Origin of the sequence: Aeromonas sp. s4, from assembly GCF_040907855.1 — a bacterium.
Lineage (GTDB): Bacteria > Pseudomonadota > Gammaproteobacteria > Enterobacterales > Aeromonadaceae > Aeromonas > Aeromonas caviae.
This window is the reverse complement of the sequence record NZ_JBFOCP010000057.1, coordinates 118,418-142,950: the sequence shown is the minus strand read 5'-3', so window position 1 is coordinate 142,950 and position 24,533 is coordinate 118,418. Positions and strand designations below refer to the sequence as shown.

The following is a 24,533-nucleotide window of genomic DNA, read 5'->3' as shown; positions in this document are numbered from 1 at the left end:
ACGTGAAGCTGAAGGGAGGGTGTGCAACGGGTCTATGTTCCTCACCAGAAATGATGAGAGTGAAGAGTGCCACAGGTTGTCCTATGCCTGGCATTCCCGTTCAACCTGGGCTGTCTCAGCCACCACTGAACACACCGACTGTGCTACCAAAGGGGAACGCTGCCAGACTGTTTGCCAATGGCTTCATATGCTGTCAATGCACGGACCCTGTCGACAGAGCAGGGCATGTCGTGATGCTTTGACAGAGATGAATCCTCTGTCTGGTGTGTTATTCACGTATTTTGGGACTGAGTGTGTGTGGCCGCTGAACATCGGGAAAGCGGCGGATATCGAACGGGCAGGGAGGGAGAGCAAGGCGATGTCAGCCCCAATAAAGAGACAAAAAAAGAGCCACACGATGTGTGGCTCTTTATTCAGACTAACGAGTCTGCTCAGGGGCGACCGGCCGGGCTGGTTGCCACGTTGCTGGCAGCGGTGCTGCCACCGTGGCGACCGGAGGTCACGACTTCACTGCGTACCAGGGGAGCGTACTCCACGGGTTCACGGGGGGTCGGGGCAGGAGCCGCAGCCGGCGTTGCCATGGGCGCATAAGCCTTGCGGGCACGGGCCAATACACCGGCACCCTTGCTGACCTTCACTTCGGGGCTGGTTGCTGGCTCGGTTTGCACCACGGCAGCCGGCATCTCGACGACCTCCGCCTCGACGGTGGCCGTCTCCTCAGCGATCACGACAGGTGCCGCTTCAGCAACCGGTGCAACCTCTTCTGGGATGGCCTCCACTTGCTGGGTCTGCTCGACAGCATCGATCACGGCGACAGGTTCGTCATGAGAGGCGGTGTCGACGATAGGTTCGACCATCTCGGGTTCGACAACTGCCACTTCGGCGACGGGTTCAGGGTCTGCTTGCGCAGCCCGCTCAACTTCGTCAGTGGAGGGCGCGTCCACAGCCTGGGCTGCCAGTGCTTGCTCTGCCGCTTCCTCAGCAACGGCTTCAGCCACCACGTGTTCGGTCAGTGCGGCGGACGCCTGCAGGGCGGCTGCAACCGCTTCTGCGCTCGGAATGGTGATGACAGGCACAACCGGTTCTTCCACCTTCACCTGAGCCGCATCGGCCTGGGCAGCGGTAGTCAGCTGCACTTCACCTTGTGCTTCGTCTTCACGCTGGCCACGAGCCTCTTCGTTGATGCGCTTGCGACGTTGCCCTTCGATGCGCTGATTGCGCGGGGTACGGCGGGAACGACGCTGACCTTCGCCTTGCTCTTCTTGTTGCTCAGCAGCGGCGGCTTGCACGTCGGCGACATCGGTGATTTGCTCGTCAGTCGGCAGGGCAGGGGCGTCGGTCGCGGCGACATCGACACGGATCTGCTTGCGTAGTTGGCGACGTTCGCGGCGCTCGGCCACTTTTTGCTCTTTTTCCTGACGCGGTTCAGCGCTGGCGACCGCAGTATCAACGGTATCAACCGCCTCGACGCTCACCTCGGCACGGGGTTCGCGGGGAGCGCGAGGTTCACGAGCCGGACGCGGGGCACGAGGTTCGCGCTCCTGGCGGGGTTCGCGAGGCTCACGCTCCATGCGCTGTTCGGTGCGCACTTCGCCACGGGGTTCCCGTTCCTGGCGCGGTTCCCGCTCTTGACGAGGCTCACGCTCTTTGCGCGGGCGACGATTGCGATCACTGCTCTCGCGGCTGGCTGCGCCTTCACGCTTTTCGCCGGCCTCGGCATTGCGACTGCCGCGGTTGTCATCGCGACGGCCACGTTGACCACGGCTGCGGGATTCATCGCGCTGGTGACGGTGCCCGTCATCCTTGCGAGCTTCGCGCTGGGCGGCCGGTTTGTCGGCAGGCGCCTTCACTTCGGCCGGAGTCGCATCGGAGGAGGCACCGAACAGGCCGGAGAAGGCCTTGGCCAGCTTGCCAAAGAAGCCGACTTGTTCTGCAACCGGAGCGGGAGTCGCAACAGGAGCCGGGACGGTGGGCGCAACCGGCTGGGGAGCCGGGGCAAACCCTTGCAGCAGCGGCTGTTCGCGCTCGACTACCTGAGCCTGGCGCGGCTGATAGACCGGCTTGGCAATCTCGGTTTTGAGCTCGTAGCTGGCCGCTTCCGGGATCTCGTTCTGACGGATGCGGGTCACTTCGTAGTGCGGGGTTTCCAGATGCTGGTTCGGAATGATGTAGACACGCACATCATTGCGCTGTTCCAGATTGGCGATGGAGGTACGCTTCTCGTTGAGCAGATAGGCGGCCACATCGACCGGCACCTGGGCATGAACCTGCTCGGTGTTGTCCTTCATGGCCTCTTCTTCGATGAGACGCAGGATGGACAGGGCGAGGGATTCGTTGTCACGGATGACCCCCTGACCCTGGCAACGGGGGCAGATATGGCTGCTGGACTCGTTGAGGGAGGGACGCAGACGCTGGCGAGACATCTCCAGCAGACCGAAACGGGAGATACGGCCCAGCTGGATACGGGCACGATCCTGATGCACCGCTTCACGCAGACGGTTTTCCACTTCGCGCTGATGGCGAACCGGGGTCATGTCGATGAAGTCGATGACAATCAGGCCACCCAGGTCACGCAGGCGCAGCTGGCGGGCAATTTCGTCTGCTGCTTCCAGGTTGGTCTGCAGGGCGGTCTCTTCGATATCTCCGCCCTTGGTGGCGCGGGAGGAGTTGATATCGATGGAGGTCAGTGCTTCGGTCGGGTCGATGACGATGCTGCCGCCGGAGGGCAGGCGCACTTCGCGCTGGAAGGCCGATTCGATCTGGCTCTCGATCTGGAAGTGGTTGAACAGGGCGACATCGCCCTTGTACAGCTTCACGCGATTGAGAAAATCGGGGCGGACCAGCTCGATATGCGACTTGGCGCGCTCGAAGATGACCGGGTTGTCGATCAGGATCTCGCCCACATCGCGACGCAGATAGTCACGGATGGCGCGCACGATGACGTTGCTTTCCTGGTGAATGAGCACCGGAGCGGAACGTTGTTGTGACGCCTTGTGGATGGAGTCCCAGTGATTGAGCAGAACGTTCAGATCCCACTCCAGCTCTTCCGGGGACTTGCCCACACCGGCGGTGCGCACGATGAGGCCCATGCCGTCCGGCACGGTCAGTCCGCTCAGGGCTTCCTTCAGCTCGGTCCGCTCGTCACCCTCGATGCGACGGGAGATGCCGCCGGCACGAGGGTTGTTCGGCATCAGCACCAGGTAGCTGCCAGCCAGACTGATGAAGGTGGTGAGGGCTGCACCCTTGGTACCACGCTCTTCCTTGTCGATCTGGACAATGACTTCCTGGCCTTCGCGGACCACTTCTTTGATGTTGGGACGACCCTGATAGGAGTAACCGGAGGGGAAGTAATTGCGGGCGATTTCCTTTAACGGCAGGAAACCGTGGCGTTCGGCGCCATAGTCAACAAAAGCAGCTTCGAGACTGGGTTCTACTCGGGTAATTTTGCCCTTGTAAATGTTCGCTTTTTTCTGCTCGTGTCCCGGACTTTCAATATCCAAATCGTAGAGCTGTTGTCCGTCAACCAGCGCTACGCGCAACTCCTCTTCCTGAGTCGCGTTGATTAGCATTCTTTTCATTGAGTTCTCATTATTTTGTCATTTTGATTCCTCCACTGGGTCCTGCCGGCGCCGGCCTCGGGTCTTCAGCATGCTGGGGCAACCTCCCGGTTGGGGTATGCATGAGGCGCAAACTAAGGGCACTCTGGTTCAGCCTTCTCGAGAGGGCGTGAATTAAGGATACCGATGTGGAGACAATTTACGTCGGCTCTGTTTGTGTTCTCCATGCGTTGTACCTCGCACCCGGGAACCGTCATGTTCTTATATACACGGTGTTTCGGGATTGGGTGGCATACATTTTGGCCACTTAGTACAAGGCTTGAACACAATGACAAAACCTTGTTTATTATCCCATTTAAACCACTTTTATAGCAAGACGCCATTTTTTAACAAAGCATGGAGCCAAGGGCTGTTAGCGGTGTTAAAATCCGCGCCATGACACAGATACATCAACAAGTGCAGCTGCTCACCATCGAAGCTGAGCATGACGGGCAGCGCATTGACAATTTTCTCAAGACTCAGTTAAAGGGCGTCCCCAAGAGCCTGATTTATCGCATCCTTCGAAAAGGGGAGGTGCGGGTCAACAAGAAGCGCATCAAACCGGAATACAAGCTTTGTGCCGGTGACGAGGTGCGTGTGCCCCCCGTGCGTGTGGCCGAGAAGAATGAGTTGCCTTCTGCCAACCTCGGCAGCATCCAGCGTCTGGAGAGTCAGATCCTGTTTGAAGACGACGCCATGATAGTGCTCAACAAGCCGTCCGGCATGGCAGTGCACGGCGGCAGCGGCCTCAGTTTTGGCGTCATCGAAGGGCTGCGTGCCCTGCGCCCCGAAGCCCGCTTCCTCGAACTGGTGCACCGGCTGGATCGTGACACCTCCGGCGTACTGCTGGTTGCCAAGAAGCGCAGTGCCCTGCGGAGCCTGCACGAGCAGCTGCGGGTCAAAACCATGCGCAAGCAGTATCTGGCGCTGGTGCGTGGCCAGTGGCAACCCCACGTCAAGGTGGTCAATGCGCCACTTCGCAAAAATGATCTGCAATCCGGCGAGCGGGTGGTGCGGGTCAGCAGCGATGGCAAACCCTCCGAGACCCGGTTCCGGATTGCCCGTCAATTTGCCGAAGCCACACTGGTCGAGTGCAGCCCCATCACTGGCCGCACCCACCAGATCCGTGTCCACACCCAGCACGCCGGCCATCCCATCGCCTGTGATGACAAATATGGTGAGGCCGGGTTTGATGAAAAAATGCGAGGGCAGGGGCTAAAGCGTCTGTTCCTGCACGCCTGGAAGCTCACCTTTACTCATCCGGTGGATGAGCGGGAGATGCAGGTGGAAGCGCCATTGTCACCGGAACTTGAGGCGTTTCTCGCCAAGCTGCCACGCTGACAACCATGAAAAACGGGAGCCAAGGCTCCCGTTTTTCATGGCAGAGTTCTTGTTATGGCAGAGCCAGGCCGTGGCGACCCAGGAGATCAACCAAGCCTATCAGGGGAAGACCGACAAGGGCGTTGGGATCGCGCCCCTCCAGCGCCTTGAACAAGACGATGCCCATTCCCTCGCATTTGAAGCTGCCGGCACAATCCAGAGGACGTTCGGCCTCCACATAGCGACGGATGGCGGCTTCGTCGAGCGAGCGAAAATGCACGGTGAAAGGCTCGACGAGCTGCTCGGCATGGCCATTCGCAGCATTGATCACACAGAGCCCGGTGTAAAAGATGACGCGCTTGCCTTGTGCCCGCAGCAACTGCTCGACCGCCTTCTCCACCGTGCCGGGCTTGCCGAGGATCTGCCCGTCACAGACGCACACCTGATCTGAACCGATGATCAATCCTTGATCACGGTCAGCAGCAACGGCATTCGCCTTGGCAAATGCCAATCTGCTGACCAGGGCTTCTGCGGTCTCCCCGTGTCGCGCTGTCTCATCGACTTGAGGCGCAGCACAGTGAAATGGCTGACCGAGTTTTTCCAGCAAGGTTTTGCGGTAGGACGAGGTGGACGCGAGGATCAAGGAAGGCTGCATGTTTTGATGATATCCATTTATAAATCAATTGGTTGATTCTATCTGTGCAGATGGGGCCACGCAAACAGGAGATGTCTACAGCGGGACTCGCCTAATTAGCTGGAAGCATGCATGCTGATGGAACCACAGCACAAACACAAGAGATCGGAATTGAGCGTGATGACACGATATGCGGCCTTGGTCATGGCACTGATCTCCTTCGCCAGCTGGGCAGGGACATGGCAACCCCGTCAGGGGGATGAGGGGGTGATGCTTTGGACCCATACAAATCCTCCGACCTCTTTTCAGGCCTTACGTCTGGAGATGCGGGTGAATGCCGATCCTGGCGCGCTGATCACGGTGCTGCGCAACACGGCGCGCCATGAAGAGTGGTTGCCCCAGAGCCGTGAAGTCAGGGTGCTGGCCAGATCTGGTCCCGACGATGATCTGGTCTATACCCGCCTGGCGTCTCCCTGGCCGGTGCAAGACAGGGAGCTCATCACCCGCTCCCATTTGAGTCGACGCATCGATTGCGGCCTGACTCTCGAGGTGTGGGCAGAGCCGAATGCCCTGCCATTGCATGCAGGGCTGTTCCGGATCCAGGAAAGCGCCGGACGGTGGGAGGCGCTACCCCAACGGGATGGCAGCACACTAGTTCGGCTCGAAACCTATACCAACCCGGGCAACAACTTGCCGGGCTGGCTGGTCAATCCCATTGCCATCAAGGCTGCCGTGGGCAGTTTCAAAGCCATACGCCGACTGATGGAAGCCGAGCCCAGAGTGGCTGCGACACCAGGCATGCTGGGGAGCGACCCGCGCTGTTCTGCCACCTGATGAGACACCAAAGAGCACATCCGGTGGACAGACAGGGGAGGGGAACAGGATCCTGTGCCAGATCCTGCACGATATGGCATAATCGGCCACCGATGAGCACAAGTTCCTCTTGCAGGGGCCTGTGAAGGTAAAATCATCGGCGGTAAGGACTTTTTCCTTTGACTATCCCTTGTTGGACCTATAATATTCGCGCCCTATGCAAAAGGTGAAGTTGCCCGTTAAGGTTGATCCAGTCCGTAATGCCTTGAAGCTACTCGATTATGTCGGGATAGTGGAAAAGTCGCAGATGCACAGGCTGGAGGAATCAACCGAAGGCTTGCGAAGTGATGTGGATGTCACACTGCACTTTGGCAAAGATGTCCAGAAGTTGACCGTTATGAAAGGCACTGCCCATGCCAAGGTCGACCTGGTTTGCCAGCGTTGTGGTGAGACGTTTGAACACCTTTGTGAAGCTAGTTTTATTTACACTCCGCTGTTCGAAAGAACAAACGAGGAAGAACTGCCGGAAGCTTATGAGCCCATTGAGTTGGACGAAAACGGCGAGATAGATCTTCATCAAATCCTGGAGGATGAACTCATCCTCTCGTTGCCTCAAGTAGCCATGCATCCGGTGGATGTGTGTCCCAGAGGAAACATGGAGATGACCTGGGGTGAAATCGAACCTGCTGATGAGCGGCCGAATCCCTTTGCAGTTCTTGAAGCGCTCAAACGTAAGTGAATTTTAGGAGTTAGCCTACCATGGCCGTACAACAGAACCGTAAAACCCGCGCCAAGCGTGGCATGCGTCGTTCCCACGATGCGCTGACCACCGCTGCCCTGACTGTTGATCAGACCAGTGGCGAAATTCATCGTCGTCACCACGTGACTGCCGATGGTTTCTACCGCGGTAAAAAGGTAATCGCTTAAGGATTGCCTTTGTCTACGCAAACTGTCGCGCTAGACATAATGGGGGGAGATATCGGCCCCTCGGAAACAGTGCCTGCCGCCGTGCAGGCACTGTCTCTTCTACCCCAGCTAAAACTTGTTCTGGTCGGTGATCAACACCAGACCGCCCCTCTTCTGCAGCAACATGGCTTGCTCAACCACCCTCGCGTTCGTCTCGTGCATGCCTCCCAGGTCGTGGGCATGGGCGAAAAGCCTATCGTGGCGCTGCGTACCCTGAAAGACTCCTCCATGCGCGTGACCCTGGATCTGGTCAAGAGCGGCGCTGCCGATGCCTGTGTCAGTGCAGGTAACACCGGTGCCTTGATGGCCATGGCCAAGTGCGTGCTCAAATCCTTGCCCGGTGTTGACCGGCCAGCCCTCATCAAGGCGCTGCCCACATTGAGTGGAAAGCGGACCGTGATGCTGGATCTGGGTGCGAACGTGAGCTGCGATGCCGACACCCTGCTGCAATTTGCCGTGATGGGCGCCGTAGTCGCAGAGAAGGTGGAGGGGATACCTTCACCCAGAGTGGCACTGCTCAACGTAGGGGAGGAGGAGATCAAGGGCAACGACCTGGTGCGCCACAGCGCCGAGTTGCTGCGCCAATGCTCCGCCCTGAATTTTGTCGGTTTCATTGAGGGGGACAGGATCTTCAGCGGCGAGTGCGACGTGATCGTCTGCGACGGTTTCGTGGGCAACGTGGCGCTCAAGACCGCGGAGGGGGTGGTGCGGATGATGGCCGAACTGGCCGGATATCCGCGCAAAAAACGCAGTTTTCTTGGTCGACTCGCCGGATTTATGATCAAACGGCGTTTCTCTTACCTGAACCCCGACCAGTATAATGGCGCGAGTCTGTTAGGATTGCGCGGCATTGTGGTAAAAAGCCATGGGCGGGCCGAGTGCCGCGCTCTGTGTCATGCGATTCTGCTGGCCGCACAAGAAGCCAGACATCAACTTCCATTGCAAATTGCAGATCGCCTTGAATCTGTCTTTTCCGACAGGGATTTATAAAACTCTATGCATAGCAAAATTCTGGGTACTGGCAGTTATCTGCCGAGTTCGGTTCGTACCAACGCCGATCTTGAACAGATGGTTGAAACCAGTGACGAATGGATCGTGGAACGCACCGGGATCCGTGAACGCCGTATCGCCGGAGCCGACGAAACCGTCGCGACCCTTTCTCATCAGGCGGCCTTGCGTGCGCTTGATGCGGCAGGTCTGACTGCCGCCGATCTGGACATGATAGTGCTGGCCACCACCAGCGCAGAGAATGCCTTCCCAGCTGCTGCCTGTGAACTGCAGGGGCTGCTTGACGTACCGGGGATCCCGGCGTTTGACGTAGCCGCCGCCTGTGCCGGCTTTACATATGCTCTCGCCATCGCCGATCAGTTCGTCAAATCCGGCGCTGCTCGCCACGTGCTGGTTGTCGGTGCGGACGTGCTGTCACGCATGTGCGATCCCGAGGATCGCGGCACCATCATCCTGTTCGGGGATGGGGCAGGGGCCGTGGTCATCGGTGCCAGCGACACTCCTGGGATCCTCTCCACCCATCTGCATGCCGATGGCCGTTATGGCGAGCTGCTCAAACTGCCGCAGCCCCGTCGCGGCATGCCGGGTGCTGAGCTCGAAGCCTACATGTACATGAAGGGCAACGATGTCTTCAAGGTGGCGGTGACACGCCTTAGCGAGATCGTGACCGAAACCCTGGCTGCGGCCAACGTCGAGCCGAGCGAGCTGGACTGGCTGGTGCCCCATCAAGCCAACTTCCGCATCATCAATGCCACCGCCAAGAAACTCGGCATGGGGCTCGACAAGGTGATCCTGACCCTGGATCGTCATGGCAATACCTCCGCGGCCTCCGTGCCCATCGCCTTCGATGAAGGGGTGCGCGATGGTCGCATCAAACCCGGCCAGCTGGTCCTGCTGGAAGCCTTCGGCGGCGGTTTTGCCTGGGGCTCTGCGCTGGTTCGCCTCTGATACCGAGCGGTGCCCGGTCCTCGGGCGCCCGCTTACCGAATTCGTCTTACCTTAAAGGAATCAATGATGACCCGATTTGCCATTGCCTTCCCGGGACAAGGCTCCCAGAGCGTCGGCATGCTGGCTGAGCTGGCCGAGCAACACGCCGTGATTAAAGAGACCTTCGCCGAGGCGAGCCAGGTGCTGGGTTATGACCTGTTTGCCCTGGTGATGGCAGGCCCGGCCGAGGATCTCAACAAGACCTGGCGTACCCAGCCAGCGCTGTTGACCGCCTCCGTCGCGCTGTGGCGCCTGTGGCAACAACAAGGCGGGGTAACCCCTGCCGTGATGGCCGGCCACAGCCTGGGGGAATACTCCGCTCTGGTGTGCAGCGGCGCGCTGGCGTTTGCCGATGCCGTCAAACTGGTCGAGCTGCGTGGTCTGGCCATGCAGGAAGCCGTACCGGAAGGGACTGGCGCCATGGCTGCCATCATCGGTCTGGACAACGAGAGCATCGCTGCCAACTGTGAGAAAGCGGCCCAGGGGCAGGTGGTCTCTCCGGTCAACTTCAACTCTCCGGGCCAGGTGGTCATCGCCGGCCACAAAGAGGCGGTCGAGCGTGCCAACGTGCTGATGAAAGAGTCAGGCGCCAAGCGTGCCCTGCCGCTGCCGGTCTCCGTGCCCTCCCACTGTGCCCTGATGAAACCGGCCGCAGAAAAGCTGGCCGCCGCCCTGGATGGGATCGAGATCAAGGTTCCTGCCATCGCCGTCATCAATAATGTCGACGTTTCCTGTGAGCAGGATCCGGCCGCCATCAAGCAAGCCCTGGTGCGTCAGCTGTTCAGCCCGGTTCGCTGGACTGAAACGGTAGAGCGCATGGCCAACGACGGTGTTACCCTCGAAATCGAGATGGGCCCGGGCAAGGTGTTGACCGGCCTGGCCAAGCGCATCGATGCGCGAGTGGAAGGTATTCACGCCAACGACGCCGCCTCGTTCGAGCAGGCGCTGGCCCAGATCAAGTAAACAGGAGCAAGTCATGAGTTTTACCGATAAGGTTGTGTTGGTCACTGGCGCCAGCCGTGGCATTGGTCGTGCGATTGCGGAGACGTTTGCTGCTCGTGGCGCCAAAGTCGTGGGGACCGCGACCAGCGAGAGCGGTGCCGAAGCGATCAGTGCTTACCTGGGTGAGCAAGGCTGCGGCATGGCACTGAACGTGACCAGTCAGGAATCCATCGAAACCGTCTTCGCCGCCATCAAGGCGCGTTTTGGCGACATCGACATCCTGATCAACAACGCCGGCATTACCCGCGACAACCTGCTGATGAGGATGAAGGATGACGAGTGGAACGAGATCATCGACACCAATCTCACCTCCCTGTACCGTCTGAGCAAGCCGGTATTGCGTGCCATGATGAAGAAGCGTAACGGTCGCATCATCAGCATCGGTTCCGTGGTCGGCACCATGGGCAACGCCGGTCAGGTCAACTATGCTGCTGCCAAGGCTGGTCTGGTTGGCTTTACCAAGTCGCTGGCCCGTGAAGTGGCATCTCGTGGCATCACGGTGAATGCGGTTGCTCCCGGTTTCATCGAGACCGACATGACCAAGGCGCTCAATGAAGAGCAGCGCGCCGGCATCATGAATCAGGTGCCTGCCGCCCGTTTGGGCGATCCGAAAGAAATTGCTGCCGCTGTGGTATTCTTGGCATCGGATGATGCCGCCTATATTACCGGCGAAACCCTGCATGTTAATGGCGGGATGTACATGGTGTAATCAATTTGTCGTGAGTTCTGTTCAAATTTGCGATAATACGCCGAAGTTTGGCGAATTTCGTGGTTTGACCAGCGGCAAGTCACTTGCAAACTCACGTCAATTGAATACACTACCCCAACCAGACGCAATAGCGTATTTTTAAAGGAAAATTCAGGTCATGAGCAACATCGAAGAACGCGTAAAGAAAATCATCATCGAACAACTGGGTGTTAAAGAAGAAGACGTGAAGAACGCTGCCTCCTTCGTCGACGACCTGGGCGCTGACTCTTTGGATACCGTTGAACTGGTAATGGCGCTGGAAGAAGAATTCGATACCGAAATTCCTGATGAAGAAGCCGAGAAGATCACCACTGTTCAAGCGGCTATCGACTACATCACCGCTAATCAGGAATAAGTTCCTGTTCTGAAAGAAGCGGCCCAAGGGCCGCTTCTTTTATGTTTACTCCTTTCAAAACACCTCTCGGAGACTACCTCAGTGTCAAAACGCAGAGTCGTGGTGACCGGCTTGGGGATGCTTTCCCCGGTAGGCAACACTGCCGAATCCAGCTGGCAAGCCCTGCTCAACGGGCAGAGCGGCATTTCCCTCATCGACCACTTTGATGCAAGCGAGTTCGCAACCCGTTTCGCAGGCTTGGTCAAGGATTTCGACCCCGAAGAGTTCGGCATCAACCGCAAAGAAGCCCGCAAGATGGATCTCTTCATCCAGTATGGCGTGGCGGCGGGTGTTCAGGCCCTGGAAGATTCCGGCCTGATCATCAACGAAGAGAACGCGGAGCGGGTAGGCGTTGCCATCGGCTCCGGTATCGGCGGTCTGGGTCTGATTGAGCAGAACCACAGCAGCCTCATCAATGGCGGCCCCCGCAAGCTGAGCCCTTTCTTCGTTCCGTCCACCATCATCAATATGGTGTCCGGTCATCTTTCCATCATGAAAGGCATGCAGGGCCCGAACATCGCCGTGACTACCGCCTGTACCACGGGTACCCATGCCATCGGCATGGCTGGCCGGATGATCGCCTATGGCGATGCGGACGTGATGGTTGCCGGTGGTGCCGAGAAAGCCTCCACCCCCATGGGCATGGGCGGCTTTGCCGCTGCCAAGGCGCTCTCCACCCGCAATGACGAACCGCAGAAGGCGAGCCGCCCCTGGGACAAGGATCGCGACGGTTTCGTACTGGGCGATGGTGCCGGCGTACTGGTGCTGGAAGAGTACGAACATGCCAAGGCCCGCGGCGCCAAGATCTATGCCGAGCTGGTCGGCTTTGGCATGAGTGGGGATGCCTATCACATGACGGCCCCTCCCTCGGACGGCGATGGTGGCGCACGCGCCATGAAGAACGCCATCAAGGATGCTGGCATCGCACCCGAGCAGATCGGTTACATCAATGCCCACGGTACCTCCACCCCCCTTGGGGATGTGGCAGAGCTGCGCGGCATGAAGAAGGTGTTTGGTGAACATGCCAGCGCCCTGATGGTCAGCTCCACCAAGTCCATGACAGGCCACCTGTTGGGTGCGGCTGGCGCCATCGAGGCGATCATCACCGTGCTCTCTCTGCGTGACCAGATGGTGCCTCCCACCATCAACCTGGACAACCCGGATGATGAGTGCGACCTGGATCTGGTGCCGCATGTTGCCAAGGCCGGCAGCTTCGAATATGCCCTCTCCAATTCCTTCGGTTTTGGCGGCACCAATGGCTCCCTGATCTTCAAACGCGTATAATTCGCTCTGGGCGAATGATAAGGCCCGATACGGCAGTATCGGGCCTTTTTTATCGGAGGGATCCCCTTGCTGATTAATGGAATACCCACAGAAACACTGTCAGCCAGGGATCGTGGACTGGCATACGGTGATGGTCATTTCACCACCATGCTGGTGAGGGAAGGGAAGGTACTCTGGTGGCAGGACCATCTGGCCCGGCTGCAACATGCCAACGCCCGGCTTGGTTTTGGCGAGCACTCCTGGGACCTGCTTGCCGACGAGGCGGCGCAGCTGGCTTCTGGGCAGACACAGGCTGTCGTCAAGATAATGCTGACCCGGGGCGCCGGTGGGCGGGGATATGACGGCGCAGGCTGTGACACGCCCACTCGCATCGTCTCTTTGGCACCTTATCCTGAGCATTATCATGATTGGCAGCAAACCGGCATCAATGCCCTGGTATGCCAGCAGCAGCTTGGGGACAGTCCCATGCTCGCCGGTCTCAAGACGCTGGGGCGCCTCGAACAAGTGATGTTGAAGCGCGAACTTGCTGCGCGCGGCGGGGTCGAAGGTATAGTCTTGAACAGCCGGGGATTTCTGGTAGAAGGGGTCAGCGCCAATCTGTTTTGGCGTCGCGGCAGGACGGTGTTCACACCGGATCTCACCCGCGCCGGGATCGATGGCATCATGCGCAAGCGCGTGATGACGATGCTTAAACAGATGGGCATTGAACTGCGTGTCGTCGAGGCTCCATTGGAGTCACTCTGGCAGGCGGAAGAAGTCTGGCTGACCAATACCCTGATGGGCATAGTCCCGGTCACCCGCATCGGGGATATGCACTATCCCAGCCCGGTATTGATCCGCCGTTTACAGGAGCGCTTGGTCATTGAAGTTTAATCGGCTTTACACCCTGCTCGCGGGGGCGGCACTCTCTGTCGCCGTTGCCGGAGGGTACGTGTATCACAAGTGGCAACAGGTGGAGACGCTCACCAACAAGGGGCCAACCCGTCTCTTTACCGTCGAAAAAGGCGCCCATGCGGCGCGCCTGATTGCCGAACTGGGGGAGGGGGAAACCAGCCCCTGGGCGGTGCGCCTCTGGTTGCGCGGTCATCCCGAACTGGTGGCCATCAAGTCCGGCACTTATGAAATCAAGGAAGGGGCGCCGCTCAAGGAGACTCTCTCTCTCTTTGCTTCCGGCAAGGAGTTTCACTTCAGCCTGACCTTTGTCGAAGGATCCCGTTTTGAGGATTGGCTGAAGCAACTTTCCAGCGCCCCCTATCTGGAGCGCCTGACTCTGGAGCAGAGCGAAACCGAGCTGGCTCAGGAACTCGGCATCGAAAATGGCAAGCTGGAGGGGTGGTTCCTGCCGGAAACCTACGCCTATACCACTCATGCCAGCGATCTTTCCATCCTGCGCCGCGCCTATCAGGACATGAAAACGTTCCTGGAGGCTTCCTGGGAGAAGCGTCAGGCCAATCTGCCCTACAAGACACCCTATGAGGCGCTCATCATGGCCTCCATCATCGAAAAAGAGACGGGCCAACCGGATGAACGGGCCCAGATTGCCTCTGTGTTCGTCAATCGTCTACGCCTTGGCATGAAGTTGCAGACCGACCCTACCGTCATCTACGGGGTGAAGGAGAGGTACGATGGCAACATTCGCCGCAGCGATTTGACCGACGTGAACCCCTACAACACCTATGTGATCGACGGTCTGCCTCCGACGCCCATCGCCATGCCGGGCAAGGCCTCCATCGAAGCAGCGCTCAACCCCAAATCGACCGACTATCTCTACTTCGTTGCCAAGGGGGGCGGTGCCCACTACTTCTCCAAGACCCTCGATGAACACAATCGGGCGGTGCGTGAATACATATTGAAGAAACCCTAATGTCTAAATTTATCGTGATTGAAGGATTGGAAGGGGCAGGGAAGAGCTCTGCGGTGCGCTATGTCACCGACTATCTGCAAGCCCACGGAGTGGCGCGGATCGAGTGCACCCGGGAGCCGGGCGGCACGCCGCTGGCGGAACGCATGCGGGCCATCGTCAAGGAAGTACACGACGAGCGCCTGACCGTCGAGGCCGAGCTGCTGTTGATGTACGCCTCCCGGGTACAACTGGTGGAGACCCGGATCAAGCCGGCCCTGGCAGACGGCATCTGGGTAGTGGGCGATCGCCATGATCTCTCCTCCCAGGCCTATCAGGGGGGTGGCCGCGGCATCGATGCGAACCTCATCGGCGCCATCAAACGGGCGGTCCTCGGGGATTTCAAGCCGGATCTGACGCTCTATCTCGACATCGATCCTGCCATCGGCCTGCAGCGGGCCCGCCATCGCGGCGAGCTGGACAGGATTGAGCTGGAGCAGATCGGTTTCTTTGAACGTACCCGCCAGCGTTACCTCGAGTTGGCGGCCGCCGATGATTCCATCCAGGTCATCGATGCCGGGTTGCCCCCGGAGCAAGTCAAAGCCGCCATCGAGGCAGCCCTTGAGCATTATCTGGCAAGCGAGGGGCTATGTATCCCTGGCTGATCCCGGATTGGCATGCCCTGAGCGAGACGGCCCGGGCCGGACGGCTCGGCCACGCCTGGTTGCTGCTAGGAGATCCTGGTCTTGGCAAGGAGCAGCTTGCAGAGCGACTGGCGCGACTGCACCTGTGTCAGCATCCACAACGAGGTGAGCCCTGCGGTCAGTGCCACTCCTGCCAACTGTTTGAGAAGGGGCATCACCCGGATCTTGGCACCCTGGGGCCCGAGGGCAAGACCATAGGTGTCGAAGCCATCCGGGAGATTTGCAGCCGTCTCCAGAGCACGTCGCAGCTCGGTCGCGGCAAGGTGGTGATCATTCAGGAGGCGGAGCGCATGACGGAGTCTGCCGCCAATGCTTTGCTGAAGACGCTGGAAGAGCCGGCTGGCGACAGTCTGTTGCTGCTCATCGCATCCCGGGTATCTCGCCTGCTCCCCACCATCTTGAGCCGTTGTCACAAGCATGTCTGCCAGCTCCCCTCTGAGGGGGAGACCCTTGCCTGGCTCGCCGAGCAGGGCCATCAGGCCACCCAGGCCCAGGTGCGGATCTGCCAGGGTGCGCCGCTGCGGGTGCTGAGCTATATCGAAGCACAGCAAGATGATGCCAGACGGGCATTGCTCGACGGATTTGTCTCGCTGGCATCGGCCCCCACCCGTGCGGCGAATGTCTGCGCCCAGTTGGCCGAGGATAATCAGGTCCGGCTGCACTGGTTGCAGCTCTTCCTGTGCGATGCCCTCAAGCTTCAGGCTGGCTGCGGCCATCATCAACTGGCGATGCCGGATCTTGCATCACTCAGCCAGCAACTGGCTGAGAGACACTCCAGCGAACGGCTCCTGGAAGCTGAACAGCAGCTGGTTGTGCTGAAAGAGGCTTGTCAGCCAGGGCAGCTTTCCAATCCCACCATCCATTTGATGAACTGGCTCAATCGCTGGTTATAAACAAGGTTGTCTATGTTACTCGTTGATTCCCATTGCCATCTCGATCGCTTGAGTTATGGCTCCAAGCAGACGGACATGGCCGATGTACTGGCCAAGGCGGCGCAGCAGAGCGTGGGATATTTTCTCTGCGTGAGTGTGACCCAGGCCCAGTTCCCGACCATGATGGAGGCCATCGCTCCCTATCCCCAGGTGTTTGCCTCCTGCGGTGTTCACCCGCTCAATCAGGATCCCGGGGTGGATGCTCCCTTGCTGCTGACTCAGGCGGCCGATGAGAGAGTGGTGGCCATCGGCGAAACCGGGCTCGACTACTTCTATTCACCGGAAAACAAGGATGTACAGCAAGCCTCTTTCCGCGAACATATCCGGGTAGCCCGGGCACTGAACAAACCGCTCATCATCCACACCCGGGATGCCCAGGAAGACACGCTGCGGATCATGCGAGAGGAGGGGGCCGAACAGGTGGGCGGAGTGCTGCACTGCTTCACCGAGTCCCTCGAAATGGCCGAGGCCGCGATGGCCATGGGGTTCTATATTTCCATCTCGGGAATAGCCACTTTCAAGAACGCCTCAGCCCTGCAGGCCGTGGTCAAGGCGTTGCCACTGGAACGACTGCTGGTTGAAACCGACTCTCCCTATTTGGCACCGGTTCCCCACCGGGGGAGGGAGAACGAGCCTGCCTTTGTTCGCGACGTTGCCCAATTTATCGCTGATCTTCGCCAGATATCGCTCGCCGAATTGGCGGAGGCCACCAGCCACAATTTCTTCGAATTGTTCAAGTTGGCAAAGCGATAACAGACAACGCCCCGCATAGCGGGGCGTTTTACTATGACAATCAGCACTATCATTACCCATCCAAAAACAATCATGCCAAGTTGTTATCTCTCACCTTTTTTTGCGGTGGATACTGATGAGATTAAATCCACAATCCTGATAAAACGGAGCAGGGATGACAGGGTACTTGAGAAATAAATGAGGGAGCTGAAATGGGTTAAAAGCACTCTTCCTAAGTATCGATAATATTCATTATCGATACTTGATAGATCTGAATGATCCTGTAAGATCCACCGAAACTCCGCTTTAAATCATAGAGTTAAGTGAACTACCCAAGCCTTCAAAACCCAGTTCAGCAATCCTTGCAGAGCGTCTTCAATCCTCAGCTGAACAGCCGGGCAAGACGCTTCCTGCGCAGCGCCAAAGCCGACTCCACCCTCAATGCCTATCAGGCAGATACCCGTATCTTTGTCTCCTGGTGCCAGCTCCACGGGCTGGATCCCTTGCAGACGACACACCACGACATCATGAATTTTTTGGCGGATCAGGCCGACGGCATCCTGGCCAACTGGGTCTGGCTGGACAAAGAAGAAGGGAAGGGGGAGCTTCGCAACGGGGAACCTCGCAAACCGGCCACCCTGGTAAGACGGCTTGCCGGCATTCGCTATGCCTTCAAGCAGAAGGGGATCCACCCCATGCCGACCGAGCATGCGGAGATAAAGGAGATGATGCGGGGCATAGTACGGCTCGGTGATAACCGCAAACGCAAAACGGGGGCGCTGACCCTGAAACCATTGGCCTGCGTGCTGGACGAGATAGATACCAGCAACCTGGCGGGACTTCGGGATTACACCCTGTTGCTCCTGATGTTCAGTGGCGCCTTGCGCCGGTCGGAAGCGGCAAGGATCGAGGTGAATGACGTGCAGTTTGTGGGGCAGGGGATACGCCTTCGTCTCAAACCAAGCAAACATCAGCTCCATGAATCGGAGATAGCACTCATTCCAGGAACCCGGTATTGCCCGGTCTCTGCATTGCAACAATGGCTGAAAAAAAGCCGGATTGCTGAGGGCCCCCTGTTTCGTCGAATGAATCGCTGGGGACAGCTGATGACAGATCCCCTGGGGCCGCAAGGTGTCAACTTGATGATCAAGCGGCGAACCGGCCAGGCCATCGACGATCTCCACGTCAGTGGCCACAGTTTGCGGCGGGGGTTCATCACCTCGGCGGTGACGGCGGGCAAGCCGATGAACAAGATCATCGAGGTGACCCGACACAAGGACATGCGCACCTTGCAGGAATATTTCGACGATGCCCACAAGTTCTCCGATCACGCCCTGGATGGGTTGTTATAGAAAACCGCGCCCCTGCCTTTTTTATGTTAAATGATATCCTGTTGATCTGGTGATATATTCATGTCGTCCTCCACAGACATCATGACGGTGGGGGAGTCGTAATCCGATTTACTTTCGTAGAAGATGCCAACGAAAAATGAGAGATAACATTCACGATATAGACATGTCGGAAGGTCACGATAGCCAGGAATTGAAAAAAAGCGCTGCGCAAGAGAATGCCGAACGGCAGCGCCAGCACGTGAAGCGCAAGCAGGAAACCCACAGCCGGTTGCAATGCTGGATAAGCAATCGTCATGCAGAGCGGTTGGCCATGCTGGGGCAACAACTGGAAGACAGTCAGGCCTCCATCATCGAGCAGGCAATCGATCTGCTCTATCAGCACGAACTGCAACAAACGACCAACGCGCAGCAGAGCGATGTCCCCGAGTCGGCAGACATGCTCGAATAGACGATGGCGTCGTGTCGGCATGGTTGAAAAAGGAAGACAAAAAAAGCCAGGTACGAATTCCTTGTACCTGGCATAGGGGAATTGGCTCCTTGCAGAGCCGTGCGCTAACTGGTATGCGGATAGCCTTAAGCTTAGACAAGGCTCTAGGCATTTCAAGAACCGGGTAAAAGTTCAACCAGAGTGGGGGTTTTTCAGACTCGAACAGGCGCTATTTTTGCTCGAGCGACCCACTCTCACGCATTGAACAGGTTGTTGTCCCGTACCAGCTCCCGGGGCAGGGCATTCTTGATGCGGCTCCCCACCCATTTCCCCATGCCGAGCGGGTGCCCCTGGTAACGAACGATCACTTCCCCAGTCCCGGCATCCTGCTCTGGCCAGACATCTCGTCCCATCATGAATTCACGGGCATTGGAGGCATCCAGCTCGACGCATCCCTTGCTCGCCTCATGGCCGTAAGCCAGAGCCCATTCATGGGTCAATCGATATCCCTTCTTGAAGGTCTCAGCCAGCTTGATGCCGATGCGATCGAAGCGCAGCTTCCCCTGTACCTGCTCGAAGGCGTGAGGGAAGAGCCAGATCTCGTCATTGCGGCCAAACAGTTGGCCATGGGGCACGATGCCAAAATTCCCTTCAATCTCCCGCAGCATGGGGCCAGCCTCTTTCTCTGGCAGCGGCGAGAAGGGGAACTTGCCGAGCTTGCCCGGTTTGAACATGGTGTTGGGCACGGAGTGATGCTTGCGCAACCGGGCGACGAAAAATCCTTCACTGTCGAAGATCTGGGGCCAAACGTGCAGGTATCCCTCCGGCGTACAGGCTTTCTCCGCTCCCGAAAAGAGATCGGCCAACGAGTCAAAGCTGAAGGCATCGCCGAACTTCTCTTGCAGTGACTGGCAGACGTCCTGGTTCTCTTGCAGGCTCAGGGTGCAGGTGGAGTAGACCAGTACGCCGCCAGGTTTAAGGGCGTGAAAAGCGCTCTCCAGCAGGCCACGCTGCACAGTGGCGATCTCCTCGATGCTCTCGAGACTCCAGTTGCGCAGCGCGTCTTCATCTTTTCGCACCGTCCCCTCCCCGGAGCAGGGGGCGTCGAGCAGGATGGCGTCGAAGGTTTCCGGCAGCCATTGGCCAAAGACCTTGGCATCGAAATGGGTCATGCCGACGTTGGTCACACCGCAGCGCTGGATATTGGCGCTCAGTACTTTCAACCTGCTGCTGGAAAACTCGTTGGCGATCAGCATGCCGCGGTTTTCCATCAGCGCCGCGATCTGGGTAGTCTTGGAACCAGGGGCGGCGGCCGCGTCCAGCAACATGCCATTCCGTCTGGTTTGCTCACTGGCAAAGAGCGCCGTCACCGGCAACATGGAGCTCGCTTCCTGGATATAGAAGAGGCCGCACAGATGTTCGGCCGTGTTGCCAAGGGGAACGCTCTCATCGCTGCGGGTGAGCCAGAAGCCGGTTTCACACCAGGGCACGGGATCCAGCTGCCAGCCAAGCGGCGCCATGCGGGCGACAAACTCGGATACCGGGATCTTGAGGGTGTTGACCCGGATGCTGCGCCGCAGCGGCTGCCGGCAACTCGCCACGAATGCCTCCATGGAGAGATGGGATGGCATGAACTCCGCAATGTGACGCAGGAAGTGATCGGGGAGGTAGGTGTTGTCGTGCACGGCGCAATCTCGCTGACCCAAAATGAGGGGCGACATCTTACCACAGTGCGTGGCCCTTCTTGATGGGGGAGTCCATGAGGCCATAAAAAAACCGGCACAAGGCCGGTTTTTGACGAGCAGGGGAATAACTCAGGGCAAGATGCGGGGACTCCACTCCAGCCACTCTTTTTCCGCCTTGGCATGAAGCGGATAACGATGGCCCGCCTTGACGGTCGCGCCCATCTCCCGCTCCGGCGTATTGAAGGCAATCCCGCCCGCCAGCAGGCTTTGCACCGTTTCGACCTCGATGGTGCCACCGGTCAGCCCGATATCGGCCTTGACCCCGGAGACATTCCAGAAGCGGCTATTGGCGCGTATCAGATGGGCGTACTGTCCATCCACATTCACATCGATCAGTACCTCACTGCCATCCCGGGCCAGGGTCACGCCGGTGACGCTGCCCACGACCATCTTGCGAAACAGCAGGGGGCTGCCCACGCTGATGCCATCGACGGAGGGGCTCTTGAGGGTCAGGGCAAGACCGGCGGGGCCACTCTGGCTCAAGGGGAAGGTCTCCTTGCCAGCCCCCCGGCCCGGTGTCGCCTCCACAAAGGCCCCCTTGATCAGGGTATCGAGGTGGGCAACCCCCCCCAGCCCGACCTTGGCCTGCACCAGGGCATAGCGTGCCCCGGATTGCAGGAAACGCGCGGCATATTGCTCATTCAGCTCGGCCTTGAAGCTTACCTGGCCCAGGGTCGGGTCCAGTTCCACCTGCTCTACTTTGCCGATGTCCACTCCGCGATAGCGGATGGGGCTGCCAACCCCGAGACCCGGGTTGTGATCCGCCGTGAGCGTGAGGGTACGCACCTGGGAGCTTGCCTGCTCCTTGCTGTCAAAGAGCTGATGACTGCTGCGACCTGTCCCCAGCTTGTCGAATTCGATGGCACCACGCAGCAGGGTGGCGAGGTTCCCCATCTTGACCTGCACGCCATCGAGCCGGATCTTGCCGTCGATGGCGGCCTTCTTCCAGAACTGGGGTTGCTGCTTGAGCAAAGGAGCATAGATGGCATTGATCTCCAGGGTGATGGCCACACCGCGATCATCGGCATCCAGCGCCTTGACCTTGCCCGCTTCCAGTCCCAGGTAGAGGACGGGGGAGCCCACACCGATACCATCAGCCTGAGCGGCACGCAGCGTCCAGCTGACCGCTTTGGCATGGCGGCTCCCAAGCAGGGCTAGCTCCTGGCTGGGGTAGAGGCGGTCAATCCTGTCACCCTTCGCAGCCTGTACCAGCTTGATGCCCCCCGCCAACCAGGCACTGGCCGGGCTGGTCTCCACCTTGATACCGCTGAGATCCGCCTCCACCTGCAAGGGGGCGGCGCGATAGAAGCGAGCCCGTTGCAGCAGATGGCGATAACGCTCGTTCACCAGCAACTCGACACTGGCATTGCCGCCGGCATCCAGGGTCAGTGCCCCGAGCTGACCTATCTGCAACCCCTTGAACCAGAGCGGAGCCCCTTCGCTCAAACCGGCGAGATCCTCTGCCTGCAGGGTCAGCTTGATGCCGCCGCGCTGTGCCTGGCTCTCCAGGGTCATGGTGTTGACCCGTTTACCGGGTTCATAGTCCAGACGAATGGCGGGCCCGGCCAGCAGGCGATCCGCATGCTTGATCCCGGCAGGGGAGAGAGAGACGGTCTCCCACACCAGACGACTCTTGCCGGTCACCCGGAACGCCTGTTCGGGGTTGATGAGGGCCGTCACGCTCCGCCCCTGCTCGGTGAGGCGAATGGGGTCGACTCGTCCAATCTCGATGCCCTCATAGAGGATGGGCATCCCTTCCTTGATGGGCAGAGTCCCCGCCTGGATGGTGATGCGCTCACCCCGGGCGGCCTCGGCCAGCCCCTTGTAGAGGATGAAGTTGACCCCCTTTTGCGCCACGGGAGAATCCTTGGGGGAGTCAAACGCAATGCCGCCGCTCAGGATGGAGGTGAGGCTGCCCGCCTCCACGCTGACGCCAGCCAGGCTGAAGGAGCCCTTGATGCCGCTGATGTTCCAGAAGCGGGTATCCGCCTTGACGAGGTGCTCGAAGCGCGGCTCGATCACCAGATCCAGGATCACGTTCTGGTTCTCTTCCCCAAGACGGGTGTTGATGACACTGCCCACCTCCAGCCCGCGGAAATAGATCTTGGCGCCGATGCCCACCGACCCCAGAGAATCGGCTGTCAGGTGCAGGGTTCGCCCCTGGGCCTGATAACCGGGGGGAGGGCCATCCAGGGCATCGAACTCATCCTCCAGCGGGTTGTTCTCCCGTCCGGGTTGCAGGTTGATGTAGTTGCCTGACACCAGGGTGTCCAGGCCGGAGATCTCGGTCAGTGACGCCTTGGGACTCACTAGCCAGAAGTCGGAGCCCTTGCGTATGAGGGAGCGGGCACGGCTGTCCACCTTGGCCAGCACCGCAATCTTGCGACCATCCTGTGCCAGTTCCAGCTCCTGGACCACGCCGATGGCGACCCCCTGATAGCGCAACTGGGTCTTGCCCGGCAAGATACCGTTGCCCTGGGCAAAGTTGATGCGAATGAGTTGACCACTGCTCGTCCACTGCTGGTAGAGAAAGCCTCCCGCCAGCAAGAGGGCGATGAAGGGCAGCAACCAGACCGGTGATAACCAGCGGTGCTTCTCAATGACGGGCTCAGCCCCGACCATACCGACTCCTTACATTGGCTGTGATGCACAGCGCGTTCGACACAAAAAACATTAACGGGCCGCCTTGTCCCACAACAGGCGGGTATCGAGCATCCTGGCCGACATCATGGTGAGCACCACCACGCCGGCGAACGCCGTCGCCCCGGGGCCGGCACGCACGTTGAGCAGCACGCCGCGATCCACCAGGGCCACCATCAGCGAGATGACGAACAGGTCCAGCATGGACCAGCGTCCGATGAAATCGATGATGCGGTACATGACGAGCTGGCGTTTGCGGCGCACCGGCTTGCTGCGCTGCAACTGCCAGCAGATCCAGCCAAGGCCCAGGATCTTGCCGATGGGCACGATGATGCTCGCGGTCAGTACTATGGTGGCGATGCCGGACATCTTGCTGCGATAGAGCGCCATGATACCGCTGAAAATGGTATCGGACTGCAATAATCCTTTGTTGTAGAAGTGGGTGATGGGCAGCAGGTTCGCAGGCAACAACATGAAGGTGGCCAGCGCCAACAGGCCCCATGACCAGGCGAGGGAATGGGGGATGCGCATCTGCAAGGGGGTGTGACAACGAGGGCAGCTCATGCCGTGTTGATGGCGCACCAGCAACCCGCAGGTATGGCAGCGGCAAAGCCCCAGTTCACGGGCGCTGATCGGGGACATGGTCCGGCTCCCGGGAGGCATGTTGCAGCGGAATCCGCTCCCAGTAAGGGGCAGGATCAAAGAGGATCAGCAGCGTCATGTTGAGCAGCATCAGACAACCCAGGCTTAGCAGACCACCTCCCAGGCGCACGTCGGCGATGTCGATAAGCTTGAACAGGGCGACCAGCAGGCTGACGATGTACACCTCCAGCATGGCCCAGTGGCGAAATACCTCGACCGCTTTGAGGGTCCACGCCAGCAGATGCCAGCGCTTGGCCAGGCCGGAGGCGAGGGCAAAGATCCCGAGCAGCAGCCCCGTCGGCGCCAGCACGGCGCACCAGAGCACCAGTGTTGCCACCCAGAGCTCGCTCTCGGCATACAGCATCATAATTCCCTTGATCAGGTTGGCGTCCGAGTTCACGCCCGCCAGACGAAGATAGATCAAAGGCTCAAAAAACGCGGAAGGCAGCAACAGGAATCCGGTGATGGTCAGCGCCATCAACTGGGAAGGGCGAAAGGCATAGCGCCCATACAGATGCTGATGACAGCGGGGGCAATGGGCGTGACGGCGCAGTGGCAGCAACTTGCGTTCGATCAGCAAGTCACAGGCCGGACAGACAATCACCGAGTGCGGATCCGACATACGATTCAACCTGTTGAAGGAATTGATGAAATTTACCTTAAAACGCCTGCCCTGTCTTGCCGCGCTGCACACCCCCCTTTGAAAAGACGTGTTTTCCGCTGTGAACTGGCCGCCGCCAGCCAAGCAGGGGCTGGCGATGCATGCC

Annotated in this window: 23 protein-coding genes; 17 read left to right on the top strand and 6 right to left on the bottom strand. The window is 59.0% G+C overall.

Annotated features, from left to right (window positions below; translation table 11 throughout):
• Nucleotides 1-431: 431 nt before the first annotated feature.
• Complete coding sequence (gene rne, locus AB5Y89_RS19595) at nucleotides 432-3,578, bottom strand: ribonuclease E (protein WP_368224316.1); 3,147 nt, start codon at nucleotides 3,576-3,578, stop codon at nucleotides 432-434.
• Between the two features lie 414 nt (nucleotides 3,579-3,992).
• Between rne and rluC the strand changes: the two genes are divergently transcribed.
• Nucleotides 3,993-4,937 carry a 23S rRNA pseudouridine(955/2504/2580) synthase RluC gene (rluC, locus tag AB5Y89_RS19590; RefSeq protein ID WP_201889990.1) on the top strand — a complete coding sequence of 315 codons (945 nt, stop codon included), beginning with the start codon at nucleotides 3,993-3,995 and terminating at the stop codon, nucleotides 4,935-4,937.
• 52 nt (nucleotides 4,938-4,989) lie between these two features.
• On the opposite strand, the gene AB5Y89_RS19585 is transcribed toward rluC, so the two are convergent.
• The gene (locus AB5Y89_RS19585) at nucleotides 4,990-5,571 is read right to left on the bottom strand and encodes a nucleoside triphosphate pyrophosphatase (RefSeq protein ID WP_041215169.1); all 582 of its coding nucleotides are present in this window, start codon (nucleotides 5,569-5,571) and stop codon (nucleotides 4,990-4,992) included.
• 117 nt (nucleotides 5,572-5,688) lie between these two features.
• Between AB5Y89_RS19585 and AB5Y89_RS19580 the strand changes: the two genes are divergently transcribed.
• From AB5Y89_RS19580 to AB5Y89_RS19505, 16 genes are all read left to right on the top strand, one after another.
• Nucleotides 5,689-6,384 (top strand): START domain-containing protein, encoded by a 696-nt coding sequence (locus AB5Y89_RS19580; RefSeq protein WP_368224342.1) that lies wholly within the window; start codon nucleotides 5,689-5,691, stop codon nucleotides 6,382-6,384.
• A 196-nt stretch (nucleotides 6,385-6,580) separates the two neighbouring features.
• Nucleotides 6,581-7,102, top strand: a complete 522-nt coding sequence (gene yceD / locus AB5Y89_RS19575) for a 23S rRNA accumulation protein YceD (protein ID WP_368224315.1) — start codon at nucleotides 6,581-6,583, stop codon at nucleotides 7,100-7,102.
• A gap of 20 nt (nucleotides 7,103-7,122) precedes the next feature.
• The gene (rpmF, locus tag AB5Y89_RS19570) at nucleotides 7,123-7,290 is read left to right on the top strand and encodes a 50S ribosomal protein L32 (protein WP_005300935.1); all 168 of its coding nucleotides are present in this window, start codon (nucleotides 7,123-7,125) and stop codon (nucleotides 7,288-7,290) included.
• A gap of 9 nt (nucleotides 7,291-7,299) precedes the next feature.
• On the top strand, nucleotides 7,300-8,319 hold the full coding sequence (gene plsX, locus AB5Y89_RS19565) for a phosphate acyltransferase PlsX (RefSeq protein ID WP_368224314.1): 1,020 nt from the start codon (nucleotides 7,300-7,302) through the stop codon (nucleotides 8,317-8,319).
• 6 nt (nucleotides 8,320-8,325) lie between these two features.
• On the top strand, nucleotides 8,326-9,285 hold the full coding sequence (locus AB5Y89_RS19560; protein WP_010674740.1) for a beta-ketoacyl-ACP synthase III: 960 nt from the start codon (nucleotides 8,326-8,328) through the stop codon (nucleotides 9,283-9,285).
• A gap of 66 nt (nucleotides 9,286-9,351) precedes the next feature.
• The gene (gene fabD, locus AB5Y89_RS19555; protein WP_010674741.1) at nucleotides 9,352-10,287 is read left to right on the top strand and encodes an ACP S-malonyltransferase; all 936 of its coding nucleotides are present in this window, start codon (nucleotides 9,352-9,354) and stop codon (nucleotides 10,285-10,287) included.
• Nucleotides 10,288-10,300: 13 nt separating this feature from the next.
• Nucleotides 10,301-11,035 (top strand): 3-oxoacyl-ACP reductase FabG, encoded by a 735-nt coding sequence (fabG, locus tag AB5Y89_RS19550; RefSeq protein ID WP_039041169.1) that lies wholly within the window; start codon nucleotides 10,301-10,303, stop codon nucleotides 11,033-11,035.
• Nucleotides 11,036-11,192: 157 nt separating this feature from the next.
• Entirely contained in the window at nucleotides 11,193-11,429 is a 237-nt protein-coding gene (gene acpP / locus AB5Y89_RS19545; protein WP_005300909.1) for an acyl carrier protein, read from the top strand.
• An 81-nt stretch (nucleotides 11,430-11,510) separates the two neighbouring features.
• Nucleotides 11,511-12,752: a beta-ketoacyl-ACP synthase II gene (gene fabF, locus AB5Y89_RS19540; RefSeq protein ID WP_039041168.1), complete on the top strand. Its 1,242-nt coding sequence runs from the start codon at nucleotides 11,511-11,513 to the stop codon at nucleotides 12,750-12,752.
• A gap of 66 nt (nucleotides 12,753-12,818) precedes the next feature.
• Entirely contained in the window at nucleotides 12,819-13,625 is an 807-nt protein-coding gene (gene pabC / locus AB5Y89_RS19535; protein ID WP_045524866.1) for an aminodeoxychorismate lyase, read from the top strand.
• Nucleotides 13,615-14,616 (top strand): endolytic transglycosylase MltG, encoded by a 1,002-nt coding sequence (gene mltG / locus AB5Y89_RS19530; RefSeq protein WP_029314535.1) that lies wholly within the window; start codon nucleotides 13,615-13,617, stop codon nucleotides 14,614-14,616. Before pabC ends, mltG begins: the two co-directional genes overlap by 11 nt.
• Nucleotides 14,616-15,257, top strand: coding sequence for a dTMP kinase (gene tmk / locus AB5Y89_RS19525; protein WP_045524868.1), 642 nt, complete (start codon nucleotides 14,616-14,618; stop codon nucleotides 15,255-15,257). Before mltG ends, tmk begins: the two co-directional genes overlap by 1 nt.
• Complete coding sequence (gene holB / locus AB5Y89_RS19520) at nucleotides 15,242-16,189, top strand: DNA polymerase III subunit delta' (protein WP_042017644.1); 948 nt, start codon at nucleotides 15,242-15,244, stop codon at nucleotides 16,187-16,189. The genes tmk and holB overlap by 16 nt, the downstream gene beginning before the upstream one ends.
• A gap of 12 nt (nucleotides 16,190-16,201) precedes the next feature.
• Complete coding sequence (locus AB5Y89_RS19515; protein WP_202042471.1) at nucleotides 16,202-16,981, top strand: TatD family hydrolase; 780 nt, start codon at nucleotides 16,202-16,204, stop codon at nucleotides 16,979-16,981.
• Between the two features lie 302 nt (nucleotides 16,982-17,283).
• Nucleotides 17,284-18,312 carry a site-specific integrase gene (locus tag AB5Y89_RS19510; protein ID WP_368224313.1) on the top strand — a complete coding sequence of 343 codons (1,029 nt, stop codon included), beginning with the start codon at nucleotides 17,284-17,286 and terminating at the stop codon, nucleotides 18,310-18,312.
• Nucleotides 18,313-18,475: 163 nt separating this feature from the next.
• Entirely contained in the window at nucleotides 18,476-18,760 is a 285-nt protein-coding gene (locus AB5Y89_RS19505; protein WP_041215903.1) for a RepB family protein, read from the top strand.
• Nucleotides 18,761-18,993: 233 nt separating this feature from the next.
• Here AB5Y89_RS19505 and rsmF read toward each other — a convergent pair whose 3' ends face one another.
• The 4 genes from rsmF to AB5Y89_RS19485 form a co-directional block, all read right to left on the bottom strand.
• Entirely contained in the window at nucleotides 18,994-20,424 is a 1,431-nt protein-coding gene (gene rsmF / locus AB5Y89_RS19500; protein WP_368224341.1) for a 16S rRNA (cytosine(1407)-C(5))-methyltransferase RsmF, read from the bottom strand.
• Between the two features lie 129 nt (nucleotides 20,425-20,553).
• The gene (locus AB5Y89_RS19495; RefSeq protein ID WP_288212329.1) at nucleotides 20,554-23,106 is read right to left on the bottom strand and encodes an MlaD family protein; all 2,553 of its coding nucleotides are present in this window, start codon (nucleotides 23,104-23,106) and stop codon (nucleotides 20,554-20,556) included.
• Nucleotides 23,107-23,157: 51 nt separating this feature from the next.
• Complete coding sequence (locus AB5Y89_RS19490) at nucleotides 23,158-23,766, bottom strand: paraquat-inducible protein A (RefSeq protein ID WP_010674753.1); 609 nt, start codon at nucleotides 23,764-23,766, stop codon at nucleotides 23,158-23,160.
• Complete coding sequence (locus AB5Y89_RS19485) at nucleotides 23,744-24,388, bottom strand: paraquat-inducible protein A (RefSeq protein ID WP_010674754.1); 645 nt, start codon at nucleotides 24,386-24,388, stop codon at nucleotides 23,744-23,746. The genes AB5Y89_RS19490 and AB5Y89_RS19485 overlap by 23 nt, the downstream gene beginning before the upstream one ends.
• Nucleotides 24,389-24,533 lie beyond the last annotated feature (145 nt).